General features: G+C 67.9%; 12 protein-coding genes. 1 reads left to right on the top strand and 11 read right to left on the bottom strand.

The features are described 5' to 3' along the window. The first annotated feature begins 18 nt into the window (after nt 1-18). Entirely contained in the window at nt 19-1,722 is a 1,704-nt protein-coding gene (locus tag GO615_RS16315; RefSeq protein WP_169129899.1) for a class I adenylate-forming enzyme family protein, read from the top strand. A 195-nt stretch (nt 1,723-1,917) separates the two neighbouring features. Here GO615_RS16315 and GO615_RS16320 read toward each other — a convergent pair whose 3' ends face one another. From GO615_RS16320 to GO615_RS16370, 11 genes are all read right to left on the bottom strand, one after another. Continuing rightward, a complete protein-coding gene (locus GO615_RS16320) occupies nt 1,918-2,802 on the bottom strand; it encodes an SDR family oxidoreductase (RefSeq protein WP_169129901.1) in 885 nt (294 codons plus the stop codon). Further along, nucleotides 2,799-3,953 (bottom strand): acetyl-CoA C-acetyltransferase, encoded by a 1,155-nt coding sequence (locus GO615_RS16325; protein WP_169129903.1) that lies wholly within the window; start codon nt 3,951-3,953, stop codon nt 2,799-2,801. Before GO615_RS16325 ends, GO615_RS16320 begins: the two co-directional genes overlap by 4 nt. 3 nt (nt 3,954-3,956) lie before the next feature. Then, complete coding sequence (locus GO615_RS16330) at nt 3,957-5,015, bottom strand: acyl-CoA dehydrogenase family protein (protein ID WP_169129905.1); 1,059 nt, start codon at nt 5,013-5,015, stop codon at nt 3,957-3,959. A gap of 10 nt (nt 5,016-5,025) precedes the next feature. Beyond that, nucleotides 5,026-6,192: an acyl-CoA dehydrogenase family protein gene (locus GO615_RS16335; RefSeq protein WP_169129907.1), complete on the bottom strand. Its 1,167-nt coding sequence runs from the start codon at nt 6,190-6,192 to the stop codon at nt 5,026-5,028. Between the two features lie 12 nt (nt 6,193-6,204). Next, nucleotides 6,205-6,957 (bottom strand): enoyl-CoA hydratase family protein, encoded by a 753-nt coding sequence (locus GO615_RS16340; protein WP_169129909.1) that lies wholly within the window; start codon nt 6,955-6,957, stop codon nt 6,205-6,207. Nucleotides 6,958-7,009: 52 nt separating this feature from the next. Next, nucleotides 7,010-8,128: an NAD(P)H-dependent flavin oxidoreductase gene (locus GO615_RS16345; protein WP_169129911.1), complete on the bottom strand. Its 1,119-nt coding sequence runs from the start codon at nt 8,126-8,128 to the stop codon at nt 7,010-7,012. Beyond that, complete coding sequence (locus tag GO615_RS16350) at nt 8,125-9,051, bottom strand: enoyl-CoA hydratase (protein WP_169129913.1); 927 nt, start codon at nt 9,049-9,051, stop codon at nt 8,125-8,127. Before GO615_RS16350 ends, GO615_RS16345 begins: the two co-directional genes overlap by 4 nt. Before the next feature lie 20 nt (nt 9,052-9,071). After that, the gene (locus GO615_RS16355; RefSeq protein ID WP_169129915.1) at nt 9,072-9,872 is read right to left on the bottom strand and encodes a CoA-transferase subunit beta; all 801 of its coding nucleotides are present in this window, start codon (nt 9,870-9,872) and stop codon (nt 9,072-9,074) included. A gap of 12 nt (nt 9,873-9,884) precedes the next feature. Next, nucleotides 9,885-10,763 (bottom strand): CoA transferase subunit A, encoded by an 879-nt coding sequence (locus GO615_RS16360; protein ID WP_169129917.1) that lies wholly within the window; start codon nt 10,761-10,763, stop codon nt 9,885-9,887. Nucleotides 10,764-10,773: 10 nt separating this feature from the next. Beyond that, nucleotides 10,774-11,664: a VOC family protein gene (locus GO615_RS16365; RefSeq protein WP_169129919.1), complete on the bottom strand. Its 891-nt coding sequence runs from the start codon at nt 11,662-11,664 to the stop codon at nt 10,774-10,776. 197 nt (nt 11,665-11,861) lie between these two features. Further along, nucleotides 11,862-13,322, bottom strand: a complete 1,461-nt coding sequence (locus GO615_RS16370; RefSeq protein WP_169129921.1) for an Ig-like domain-containing protein — start codon at nt 13,320-13,322, stop codon at nt 11,862-11,864. Nucleotides 13,323-13,491: the final 169 nt, after the last annotated feature.

Here is a 13,491-nt window from a genome sequence, read left to right on the forward strand (position 1 = left end):
ATCGCCACGGAGGGACGAATGACGAACATCATCGATGCGCTGGCCGCTGCCCGCGCACAACTGCTGGCGCCGGGCGCGCCGTTCGAGCTCACCGAAACCCAGATCGACGGGCGCGCGGTGAAGCTCTACCGCAATGCATTTCCGAATCTGCCGGCGCTGATCGACGCCGGCCGCGTGCATGGCGACAAGCTCTTCGTCGTCTATCAGGGCGAGCGCTGGACCTTCGCGCGCTTCTTCGCCGAAGTCGACGCAGTGGCCGCCGCGCTCCGCGAGCAGGGCCTGCAGCGCGGCGACCGTGTGGCGATCGCGATGCGCAACCGTCCGGAGTGGGCGGTGGCCTTTGCCGCGGCGGCGCTCCTCGGCGCCGTTCCCGCGCCGCTGAACAGCTTCGGCCTGCGCGGCGAGCTGCGCGCCGCCCTGGCGGACGTCGAACCGGCACTGCTGTTCTGCGATCCCGAGCGCCTGGAGCGCCTCGAGGGCGACACCGGCGTGCCCGGCTGCCGCATCGTCCTTGCCGGCGGGGGCACACCGGAAGGGGTGCTGTCCTATCAGGCGATGGCCTCCCGGCCCGTCCAGGAACTCGCGCGCCCCGCTCTCGGGGCGGACGATCCGGCCCTTATCCTGTTCACGTCGGGCGCGACGAGCCAGGCGAAGGGTGTGCTGTCCTCGCAGCGCGCGGTGTGCCAGGCGCTGTTCAACATCGACTTCATCGGCGCGATTTCGGCGATGACCTCACCGCAGGCCGTCGCCGCGATCATGCAAAGCGGCCTCGCACCGACGACGCTCACCGCGGTGCCGCTGTTCCACGTCAGCGGCCTGCACGCGCAGCTCCTGTCGGCCCTGCGCAACGGCCGCCGCCTGGTGTTCATGCACCGCTGGGATGCGGCGCAGGCGCTGGACCTGATTCGCGACGAGAAGATCACGCAGTTCAACGGCGCGCCGTCGATGGTCGCGCAACTCCTCGCGGCCCCCGGCTTCGACGACCCGGCGATTACCGGCAGCCTGGGGGGCCTCGGCTTCGGCGGCGCCGGCCTGCCCCAGCCGCTGATCCGCAGCGTATTCGCCGCGCGGCCAGACGGCTTGTCCGGCATCGGCTTCGGCCTGACGGAGACCAATGGCGTGGGCGCCGCGGGCTCCGGTGAACTGTTCAAATACAAGCCGCGCAGCTCGGGCATCACCTCACCGATCATCGACGTGTGCATCGCCGACCCGGACGGCAAACCACTGCCCGCGGGAGAATCGGGCGAGATCTGGCTGCGCGGCGTCACCGTGATGCAGGGCTACTGGCGCAACCCCGATGCGACGCGCGACGCGCTCGTCGACGGCTGGTTCCATACCGGCGACATCGGTTATCTGGATGACGAGGGCTTCCTGTTCGTCGTCGATCGCATCAAGGACGTGATCAACCGCAGCGGCGAGAAGATCGCCGCGGCCGAAGTCGAATCCTGCCTGCTGGAGCATCCCGCGGTGATCGAGGCGGCCGTTTTCGCGGTGCCGGACGACAATTCAGGAGAGGCCGTCGTCGCCGCGGTCGTCGTGGAGGATTCCGGCGTGGTGTCCTCCGAGGCGCTGCGCGAACACGTCGCGGCGCGTCTGGCGGCCTACAAGGTGCCGGTGGTGGTGCATGTACGCAGCGAAGCCCTGCCGCGCAATCCGGCCGGGAAGCTGCTGAAGGTGGAGCTCAAGCGAGCGTACGGGGCGCAGCCCGTGGTAGCGCAATGACGGGCGGCCTTTGAGACGACTTCCGGCGGCCGCCTCCGAAAGGGAGGCGGCGCCTCAACGAGCGGCGTAGCGAGGCGCGAGCGCATCGTCGCGCCGGCGCTCAACGGCAAGCACGATCGGCCCGATTCGGCAGGTGCCGGATCAGGCCGATCACGATGACACGGGGCCGCGTGGCAGCCGATGCCGCGTTGCTGCTCAGCTTCCCCAGACTTTCTGCGCCGGAGCCGCCTCGGCGAGGATCGCATCCACCGCGGCGCCGACTTCGGCGGGTTCCCAGCGCGCGCCCTTGTCGCGCGTCACGCCGGTGCGCCAGCCGTCGCACAGCGAGATGCGTCCGCCCTGCGCCTCGAACACCTGGCCGGTGACGTGGCGCGACAGCGGGCTGCCGAGCCACACGACGAGCGGCGCCACGTTCTCCGCTGCCCACAGGTCGAAGCTGCCGTCCTCGGGTTTCTTCACGACAGCGGCCATCGCGCTCTCGGTCATCGAGGTGCGCGCCGACGGCGCCAGCGCATTCGCGGTAACGCCGTAGCGCGCGAGTTCCGCCGCCTGCACCAGCGTAAGCGAGGCGATGCCGCCTTTCGCCGCCGAGTAGTTCGACTGGCCGATCGAGCCCTGCAATCCGGCGCCAGAGCTGGTGTTGATGATGCGGGCGTCGACCTTCTGGCCGGCCTTGGCCTGGTCGCGCCAACGGCGGCCGAGGATGTTGGCGAGGCAGAAATGGCCTTTCAGATGCACGCGCATCACCTCGTCCCAGTCGTCCTCGCCGAGGCTCACGAACATGCGATCGCGCAGGATGCCGGCGTTATTGACGACGACATGCACGTCGCCGAAGGCGTCGAGCGCCGCATCGACGATGCGCTGCGCGGATTCGAGGCGCGTGATGTCGTTGGAGTCGGCGATCGCCTTGCCACCGGCTTCGCGGATCTCGCTCGCGACGGCCACCGCGGCGTCGTTGCGGATGTCGTTGACGACGACATTCCCGCCTTCGGCCGCGAAAGCCAGCGCATAGGCGCGCCCGAGGCCGCCGCCGGCCCCGGTGATGATGACGGTGCGTCCGTCGCAGATACCCTTTGTCATTTCAATACCTCGATGATCGTCACATTCGCCTGCCCGCCGCCTTCGCACATCGTCTGCAGACCGAAGCGCCCGCCCGTGCGCTCCAGCTCGTGGAGCAGCGTCGTCATCAGCCGTGCACCGGTGGCGCCGAGCGGATGGCCCAGTGCGATGGCGCCGCCGTTGACGTTGGTGCGCGCCGGGTCGTAACCGGTTTCCTTCGCCCAGGCCATCACGACCGAGGCGAAGGCCTCGTTGATCTCGACGCGGTCGATGTCGCCGATCGTCATGCCGACCTTCTTCAGCGCGGCGCGCGTCGCCGGGATCGGCGCGGTGAGGTGCCAGATCGGGTCGTCCCCGAGCACGCTGAGGTGGTGGATGCGCGCGCGCGGAGTCAGGCCGTAGCGCTTCAACGCCGCTTCCGACACCACCAGCAGGGCTGACGAGGCGTCGCAGGTCTGGCTCGACACGGCGGCGGTGATCCCCGGGAACTCCGGTGCGACCGGCTCGAGCTCGGCCATCTTCGCGACCGTCGTGTCGCGCGGCGTCTCGTCGTGCTCGACGCCCTCCAGCGGCACGATCTCGCGCGCGAAGCGGCCCTCGGCGATAGCGGCGCGGGCGCGGCGGTGGCTTTCGAGTGCGAATTCCTCCATCTGCGCGCGGCTGATATGCCAGTGGTCGGCGATGCGCTGCGCGGCGTAGAACTGGTTCACCGGCTGGTCGCCGAAGCGCGCCTTCCAGCCACGGCTGCCGGAGAAGGGGTCGGGAAAGCCGAGCGGCTGGCCGGCGAGCATCGCGGACGAGATCGGGATCTGCGTCATCGTCTGCACGCCGCCGACGGCGACGACGTCCTGCGTGCCGCTCATCACTGCCTGCGCGGCGAAATGCAGCGCCTGCTGCGACGAGCCGCACTGGCGGTCGACCGTGGTGCCGGGCACGTTGAGCGGCAGGCCGGCGGCGAGCCAGCTCGTGCGCGCGATGTCGCCCGCCTGCGAGCCGATGGTGTCGACGCAGCCGAAGATCACGTCGTCGTATTCCTCGGCGGGAATCGCGTTGCGCTCGACGAGCGCTTTCAGGACATGCGCGCCGAGGTCGATCGCATGCACGTGGGACAGACCGCCCTTGCGCTTGCCGGTCGGGCTGCGCAGGGCGTCGACGATATAGGCTTCAGCCATCCTTTATTCCTCGAAGGTGCGGCCGGGGCCGAGCGCCGCGGCATCGCCGAGCACGAAGCCGGCGACGCGCGTCTTGTGGAAGCCGCGGTCGCCCCACGACGCATCCAGCGCCCAGGCGCGTTTCATGAACATCTGCAGATCGACTTCCCAGGTGTAGCCCATCGCGCCATGCACCTGGATGCCGTGGCGCGCCGCGAGCCACGCCGCTTCCCCGCACGCGAGCTTGGCGTGCGACACGCGCACGGCGGCGCCGGCCTCGCCCTGTGCGAGCGCATGCGCCGCGCGGTACAGCACCGGCTTGGCGAATTCGATGCGGGTCGCGACGTCGGCGAGGTGGTGCTTGACGGCTTGGAAGCTGCCGATCGGTTTGCCGAACTGCTTGCGCTGCGCGGCGTAATCCACCGAAAGATCCAGCATGCGCTGCGCGAGGCCGAGCAGCTGGCCGGCGGCCGACAGCACGCCGCGCTCCAGCGTCGTAGCCCACAGCGCGCGACCGGCCTCGCCTGCCGCCACACGGGTCGCGGAGTTGGGCTCCCATACGACGCGTCCGAGGCGGCGCGAGTGATCGACGCTGGGATTGGCGATCACGTCGACCAGCGAGCGCGGCACCGCATGCACTTCGTCGCTGTGCGCGAGAAGCAGCAGGTCCGCGGGCTGCGCGTCGGCGACGAAGGGGTTGATCGGGTGACCGACCGCGATGCGGATGCTGCCGTCGGCGATCGTGCGCAGCCATTCCTCACGCTTCGCGACATCCTCCGGCAAGGCCGCGATGAGGCCGGCGGCGACGTAGGCGGTGTCGGCGAGCGAGTCGGGGATCGCGTAGTAGCCGAGTTCCTGGGTCATCAGCGACCACGCGACGTCGTCCATGCCGAGACCGCCGCAGCTGTCCGGCACCGACAGCGCGGTGAGGCCCTGTTCCGCGATTTTTTGGCGCAGGTCGGGCGAGCGGCCGACGTCGGTATCCCAGATCTCGCGCAGCATCTCAGGCGCGGCTTCCGTCATCAGGAAGCGGCTCACGGCTTCGCGGAAGGCGAGCTGGTCGTCGGTAAAGGTGAAGTCCATGACGGCCCCCTCAGGATTTGGGCAGGCCGAGCATGCGCTCGGCGATGATGTTGCGCTGGATCTCGTTGGTGCCGGCGTAGATCGGGCCGGCCTGCGCGAAGAGGAAACCTTCGAGCCAGCTCGCGCCGTCCTCGGCATCGGGTGCTTCCGCGACGAGTTCGCCGCGCGCGCCGAGGATGCGCATCGCCGTCTCGTGCATCTTGAGGTCGAGCTCCGACCACACGATCTTGTTGGTGCTCGCCTCGTCGCCGATGCGCGCGCCCTTCGCGAGCCGCCCGACGGTGTGATACGCCGACAGCGCATAGGCTTCGGCGCCCATCCACGATTCGCACACGGCGTCGCGGATCGCCGGATCGCGGTCGGCCGACTCGCGGTGCGCCTGGTACAGCGCGACGAGCCGGCGCGCGGTGTGCTGGAAGCGCCCCGGCGAGCGCAGCAGCAGGCCGCGCTCGAAGCCGGCGGTTGCCATTGCGACGTGCCAGCCCTTTCCTTCGTCGCCGATGCGGTTCTCGACCGGCACGCGCACGTCGTCGAAGAAGATCTCGGCGAAGGCTTCCTTGCCGTTGAGCGCGCGGATCGGGCGGATCGTCACGCCCGGGGCATCGAGCGGAACCGTGAGGAAACTGAGACCATGGTGACGGCTCGACGCCGGATCGCTGCGGAACAGGCCGAACAGCCAGTCCGCGTAGATCGCGCGCGTCGACCAGGTCTTCTGGCCGTTGAGGACGTAGTGATCGCCCTCCCGAATCGCCTTGCTGGTGATCGCCGCCATGTCGGAACCGGCGTTCGGCTCCGACCAGCCCTGCGCCCACATGTCCTCGCTCGACGCCATGCGCGGCAGGAAGCGCTGCTTCTGCGCCTCGGTGCCGAACTCCATCAGCGTCGGGCCGAGCAGCAGCTGGCCATTCTGGTTCACGCGCAGCGGCGCGACCGAGGCGTAATACTCCTCCTCGAAGATCAGCCACTCGATGAGGTCGCAGCCGCGGCCGCCGAGGGCCTCGGGCCACATCACCATCGACAGCCGGGCATCGAACAGCCGCCGCTCCCATTCGCGGTGCTGCTCGAAGCCTTCTCGCGTGTCGTAGCTCGTGAGCGGCGTGCGCGGCACGTTGTCGGCGAGCCAGGCGCGGACCTCCGCGCGGAAGGCGCGCTGCCTGGGCGTAAACGCAAGATCCATGATGTCCCCCCTTCAGAATTTCGCGTCGCGTTTTTCGACGAAGGCCCGGCGCGTCTCGGCCGAATCCGGGCTGGTGTAGGCCTGCAGCGTGAAGCCCTGCTCCCAGCGGTACTTGTCCTCGAGGTTGCCGTCCTCGATGCCGTTCAGCGCTTCCTTGGCGATGCGGATCATGGACGGGCTCTTCGCGGCGATCTTCGCGGCGATGCCCAGCGCCGTTTCGCGCAGTTCGGTGCGCGGCACGACGCGTTCGATGAAGCCGTAGCGCTCGGCATCGCGCGCGCCGATCTTCTCGCCAGTGAAGAACAGGTAGCGCACCTTCTGCACCGGGAAGAGGCGCTGCAGGTGCGCGCCGCCGCCCATCGCGCCGCGGTCGACCTCGGGCAGGGCGAAGGTCGCGCACTCGGACGCGACGACGATGTCGGCCGCCCCCGTGATGCCGATACCGCCGCCGAGCACGAAGCCATGGACCGCCGCGATCACCGGTACCGGGCAGCGATGCACGGCCTTGAAGGTCGCATAGTTGCCCGCGTTCACCGCGACGATCCGCTCCGGGTGGGCGTCGAGCTCCTTGATGTCCACGCCGGCGCAGAAGCCGCGGCCTTCGGCGCGGATCACGATGACCCGTACTTCGGGATCGGCGCCCAGTTCGTCGATCGTGCGCGCGAGCGCGAACCATTCGCCGCTGTCGAGCGCGTTGACCGGCGGCTTGTCGATCACCAGCTCGGCGATGCCGGCGTCGAGCCGGATGTGGATTGCGTTCGTCACGTGGGTGTCTCCAGTCTCTTCTGTGGGGTCGGGGTGTGTCGTTGGTCGCGGTTCAGGCCGCAGTGCTGGTTACCGGCGCATCGAGGCGCGAGTACAGGCGCGCGAAGCAGGCTTCGGCCTCGACGGCAACCCCGCGGATGAGTTCGTCGCAGCTCTGCAGCTCGCCGATCGCCGCGGCGACCTGGCCGCTCGGCAAGATGCCCTCGTCCGGGCGCCCTTCGACCATCGAACGCTGCAGCAGCACCGGCTGGTTCGCCGACATCACCGTCTGCGACACCGCCCCGGCGTCTTCCCTGATCGCCTGGCGCAGCACGCCCAGCATGTGCCCCACGCTCATGCCCGTCTGCGCCTTCCACGCCCACGCGCTCTTGAGCGCGATCGCGAGGCGTCCCAGCGGGCCGGCCGCTTCGAGACGGCGGATGAAAGGGTTGTCGATCATGCGGTGACGCATGCCGTCGACGGCGAGCGTCACGCGGATCTTCTGCGGATCGTCGACCGCCACGTAACGCTCCAGCGTCGCGCGCGGCGTCGGCGCATCGGTGCTCATCAGAAAGCGCGTGCCCATCGCGATGCCCGCGGCGCCTGCCGCCAGCGCCGCGGCCAGCCCGCGTCCGGTCGAATAGCCGCCGGCCGCGATCACCGGCACCTTCACGGCGTCGAGTACCTGCGGCAGCAGGATCGTGGTCGGCACCCCGCCGGTGTGTCCGCCGCCCTCGCCGCCCTGGATCGTGATCATGTCGGCGCCGAGTTCGACCGCCTTCACGGCGTGCTTGAGCGCCCCCACGGTCGGGATGCACAGCACGCCGGCCTGCTTGAAGCGCGCGATGGTCTTCTTGTCCGGTCCGCGCCCGTAGCTCACCGCACGCAGCTTGTACTGGATCGCGAGATCGACGCACTGCGCGGCGTTTTCCTGGAACATGTGGAAGTTGAGCCCGAAGTTCGTTCCGCCCGTCGCGGCGATGACGTTGCGGATCTCGCCTTCGAGCCGGTGCGCCTCGATCGTCGCGCCGGCGAGGAAGCCGAAGCCGCCGGCCCGGGTCGTCGCGATCACGAGGTTCGCGTCGGCGACCCAGCCCATCGCCGTCTGCACAATCGGATAGCGGCAGCCCAGCGCCTCGGTGAGCGGCGTGCGCAGCAGCGCGGAAAAGTCGAACGGCGCGTCGCGGTTCATGCGCCCTCTCCTGCGGTGGCGGCCTGCTTGTTGGCCTGCGCCATGGCCTTCGCGTCGTAGCCGCCGAGCTTGTCGCCCGACAGCAGCTCGTTGTGGGCATGTGCGAAGTGGTGCCAGCCGAAGGCGGCGTCCATCGCAGTGCGCTTGCCCTGCAGGTCCTCGACGTGGTTGATCGCCTGCTTGGTCAGCGCGAGGCCCATGCGCGGCTGCTGCGCGATGCGCGCGGCGATCGCGTACGTAGCCGCTTCGAGTTCGGCGCGCGGCACGACGCGATTGACCATGCCCATCTGGTACGCGCGCTCGGCCCCCATGCGGTCGCCGACGAAGAGGAACTCCTTGGCGATGCGCGGATGCAGCTCGAAGGGATGGGCGAAATACTCGACGCCCGGGATGCCCATGCGCACGACCGGGTCCTGGAAGAATGCATCGTCGGAGGCGACGATCAGGTCGCACACCCACGCCAGCATCAGCCCGCCCGCGACGCACGCCCCCTGCACCATCGCGATGGTCGGCTTGGGCAGCTCGCGCCAGCGCCGGCACATCCCGAGATACACCTCCTGCTCGCGCGCATACAGGTACTCGCCGCCGGGCTTGTTGGTGTGATCCCACCAAAGCTGCACGCGGTCGAAGGGCTTGTTGATGTCACGCCCCGGCGTGCCGATGTCGTGCCCCGCCGAGAAGTGGCGGCCCTCGCCGCGCAATACGATCACCTTCACCGCGTCGTCATCGACGGCGCGCCGCAGGGCCGCGTCGAGTGCGTAGGTCATCTGCGAGTTCTGCGCGTTGTTGAACTCCGGCCGGCACATCGTCACGGTCGCGATTCCGTCCTGCACGACGTACTGCACCGGCGTGTCGGTCTCGTATGACGAGGTGTCGGCGCGGCTGACGAAGTCGCCGACGTTGGGGGTCGAGGGGGCTGTCATTGTCGTTTTTCCTTGCCCGATCAGACGGCCGGACGGATGCCCGGCGGATTGCCCTTGATCGCGGTCGCGCGCAGGTCGTGGGGGTCGAGGCGGCGGATCAGCGCAAGCTGGTCGGCGGTGGGATGCGGCGTCTCGCGCAGCTCGGCCGCCGCGATGAGCGGGAAGCCGGTCTTCTCCTGCACTTCGGCGAAGCTCACGCCGGGATGCAAGGAGCGCACGCGCGCCGCCCGCGCCGGGCCGTCGTAATCCATCACGCACAGGTCGGTGACGACGATGCGGATCTGCATCAGGTCGCTGCGCTCGCCGTCGTTCCAACGCTCGGGCTTGAAACCGACGCCCGACACCATGTCGACCTCGCCCTCGACGAACACGCGGCGGCCGTGATTCGGGACGAAGAAGGAGTTGATGTGGTTGATGCTGTTGCCCGGCAGGCCGCGCACCCCGAGCATCGCCGACTTGGGCTTCGCGTACTCGCCGACGCACGAGAGGTTGGTCTGGCCCCAGCGGTCGATCTGGGTCGGGCCGATCATCGCGTGGCGACGTCCGCCCCACACGCACTCGAACACGCGCTCGAAGGGCATCCAGCCCGAATAGCGCGGCTGGTAGTCGCCGCGCGGCCCGAGCGGGATCGGCTCCTCGACGAGGAAGGCTTCGCTGTCGGTCATCAGCAGGCCCTCGCTGTGCGTGAGCTTCGCGAGGCTCGCGCCGAGGCGCGGGATCACGCCGAGGCCGGACGCGAGCACTTCGCCGTCACCGCGCCAGGCTTCCGAGGCGGCGACGATCATCAGTTCGGCCAGTGTGAAATCAGTCTTTTCGGTCATCGCGCGATCTCCTCAGAACACCGGCAGCGGCAGCGTCCCGAGACGCGCGGCTCCACCGTTCCTTTCCTGGTAGGCGGCTTCGCCCGGGGTGACGAACTCATCGACATAGGCCTGCCAGCCGCCCTCCTCGCCCGCGCTCGCGGCGTAGCGCTTGAAGTGGCTCATGTCCCAGCCGTAGTCGGACGGGCACGAGGTCGGATGCGCACCGAAGGGCGCTTCGACGACGCCGGTCACGAGGTAGCGCTCGAAGGTGTTGCTGCGCGCGCTCGCGGCATCCAGCTGCAGCCGCTCCTCGACGCGCTCCGCGGACACGTAGCACTGGTCGGCTGCGCGCGCGAAGAGGTGATCGAAGTACGGGTCGGGCCCGGTCACCAGCGTGTTGCCGAGGCGGTCGGCGACATTCACGTGCAGCAGCGCGACGTCGAGTTTCAGCGCCGGCATCGCGATCAGCACTTCGCCGTCGTCGTAGGGCGAACGGATCGTGCGCAGTTCGGGGTTGAGCTTCACGACGTCGGTCGCAAGGCCGCAGCGCGTGGGCAGAAAGGGCAGGCGCATGCCGGCGGCGCGCAGGCCCCACTGGAACATGCCCTCGTCGAGCTCCATCAGCTCCGTCAGCTCGCCCGCCTCGCGCGCCTTGCGGTAATACGGTTCGAGCGGGATCGCGTCGAGCGTGGCGAAACCGAACACGAGTTTTCTCACCTTCCCCGCCGCGCACAGCATGCCGACCTCAGGCCCGCCATAGGCGACCACCGTCAGATCCTTCACCGGCGAGCGCAGGATCTCGCGCACGATCGCCATCGGCTTGCGCCGCGGCCCCCATCCTCCGAAGCCGATCGTCATGCCGTCGCGCAGTGCGCCGACGACATCGGCCGTGGTCATTCGCTTGTCCATGGGTGCGTCCTTATCGCTGTCCGACCGAGAAATCGTGGCCCCACAGGCTCACGCGCGTGAATTCGAAGGCGGCGTGGCGCGACCAGTCGACTTGCAGCCCGCCGCAGCCGTATTCGAGATCGAAGTCCGACGGCGTCTTCATGTAGAAGGAAATCATGCGGTCGTTGAGGTGCTGTCCGAGCGTGGCCGACAGCGGCACGTCGTGCGCGATGCGGCGGTCGTGCGCGCGGCCGACCTCGGTCATCGAATCGACTTCGACCATCACGTGCACGCAGCCCGAAGGCACCGGGTACTCCGCCAGCGCGAGGCTGTGATGGCGCGCGTTGGCGCAGTGCAGGAAGTGGATGCGCACCGCCGGAGCGGACGGGTCGGGGCGGAAATTGAAGATGTCCGACACGCCGAAGCCCAGCACGTCGCGATGGAAGGCCACGGTCTCGTCGAAATTCGGGGCGGGCAGCACGGTATGGCCGAGTCCCATGTCGCCGGTGATGAAGCGCGGCACGCCCTGCGGCGACACGAAAGGCTGGCAGTCCGAGCGATGGCCCCAGCCGAGTTCATGGCGGTTTCCGGCGGGATCGGTGACGATCGCGATCGCCTGCATGCCGCGCTGCTCGCACAACCCGGCCGACGCCGGCTCCCACTTCGCGCGCTTCTGTTCGAGCACGGCGATCGCGGCATCGAAGGCGCGCTCGTCCGCCAGTTCCCAGCCCGACGCGAGGTAACGGCGCTCGGCCCCTTCCACCACCAGCATGCGGAACGGACGCTCGTCCATCTTAACGTACAAACCGCCGCCGGGCGCCGGCGCAGTCATCATGCCCAGCACGTTCTGCGCGTAGCGCTGCCATTCGGCGAGCTGATCGGTTTGGGCGACGATATAGCCCAGACCGCGAATATCGATCATGTCTCTGGCTCCCATGAGCCCGGCCTTTTGCCGGTATGGAAGCCATTTTCGCGACGAGCTGCGGCATGCTCATCGTCCGTTGAGACTAAGCAGTCGGCCACCCCGGACGGGGGATCTGTGGATGACGTGAAATGAGCAAAGCCGTTGACGCGCCCGAACAGGGCGCATCAACGGCTTTCAGGCAAGGCCGGGCGGAATCAGGGGCAGGTGACGGCGGATCCTGCCTTCCCGTCCGCTGGCGGAGTGGTCGGGAATGGGAGCTGTTTCGCTGCACCGAAAACGCAGTTCGCAGACGTATCGACCAGTTTCGCCCCTGCCATGCCTGGCAGCGAATTGCCAAACCGATCGACGTAGCCCCAGGAATTGACGGAGATGATGGGGCCACTGCCCAGTGCGTCGTCCATCGGCTGCACCCACGGGCCACCGGACGCTCCGCCGGAAAGTCCGCAATCAGCGAGCCACCAGTTGGCAGTGCCGTTGGTCGTCATGTCCTGCGCGCAGTACATGAAATTCGGATCGTCCTTGTAGGAATAGCCCAAGGCTGTCGTGTAATCCGAGCTGTCCATGGTGTCATGGCTTACCGGATCGAAACTTATCGCGAGGGCACCTGCGGTTTGATCCAAGGCTGCCGACGGTACCGTAGTACCCGTATGGGCCCCCGTATCGCTGACGACGTAGTAGGCATAATCCCATGCGACGTTGTTCGGGAAGGTCCGAGTGGTCCAGTTGGTATCCACGACCCCGAACGTGGGCAGCCAGCAGCCCATCGGGTCGTTGCCGCAGTTGAGGTCGGTCTTGTCGGTGCCGCCGTCATCCTGATCCGGAATGAACAGCACGTTGCGCGCAAAGACCTTGTTGGCATCGTCATACACGCAGTGCGCTGCGGTGACGATAAGCGAGCGACCCGCCGTCTCGTCCGTCGCCACGGTTCCGGAACAAACGAAACCACCCCAGCCGCCGTTGTAGGGCATCTCGAAATAGACACGCCCGGCGGCCTTCTGTACTGCGCCTCCGCTCCAGCGCGCGTTGGTGATGACGTTTCCGCCACCGCCTCCGCTGGTGGTATTCACGGTGAAGCCCTGGTTCTGGCTCGTGGTCGTGTTACCCGCCTTATCCTTTGCGACGACTTGCCAGGTCCAGCTGCCATCGGTGAACCCCTGCAGCCCCACGCTCCAGACACTGCCGCTGGTATTGGTGGCAGAGAAGGACTTCGCACGTGCACCGTTCTTCGCAATCTTGAAAGTCACCGACCGGAGGCCGCTTGCATCGGCAACCGTGGCGGCAAAGGTGTACGAAGCTCCGATCGTCGCACCGGGGGCGGGGTCCATTCCGTCAACTGACGGGGGCGTTGTGTCACCGCTTCCACCGCTCGGCTTCCCGGCGGCTGGAGCCGGCGTTCCCGTCGCGGTGATTTCGAATGCGACGTTATGGCCATACGGATGGAGGACACCGTCCCGCCCCTTCAAGTAGCCCAAGCCGCGATGGTCGATGACGAGATCCCGGGGAATCGCGGCTGCTCTGCGTTCGCCGGTCCAGTAGTTCGCGATCCGGGCCTTGTCAGGAGCGAGTTCCGTGCCGTTCTGTGCGCCGGCGTTGAAGACCGGAAGCGAAAGGCACAGTGCGAGCCACAGGCCAAATTGTCTTTTCGCGCTATTCATGGCTTTCCCCGATCCGTTTTGTCACCGACTGTACTAATTTCATTCATTAACGCAAGCGCACCGGGTTTGCAAGAAGACGCTCCCCTCGGCGGGGAATGCACGTGACCAATTGTGCGGAGAAGACAAAAAAATGCCGCTCACCCGAAGGGCAGAGCGGCCAATAAGGAGA

The organism is Aromatoleum evansii (assembly GCF_012910805.1).
Taxonomy (GTDB): domain Bacteria; phylum Pseudomonadota; class Gammaproteobacteria; order Burkholderiales; family Rhodocyclaceae; genus Aromatoleum; species Aromatoleum evansii.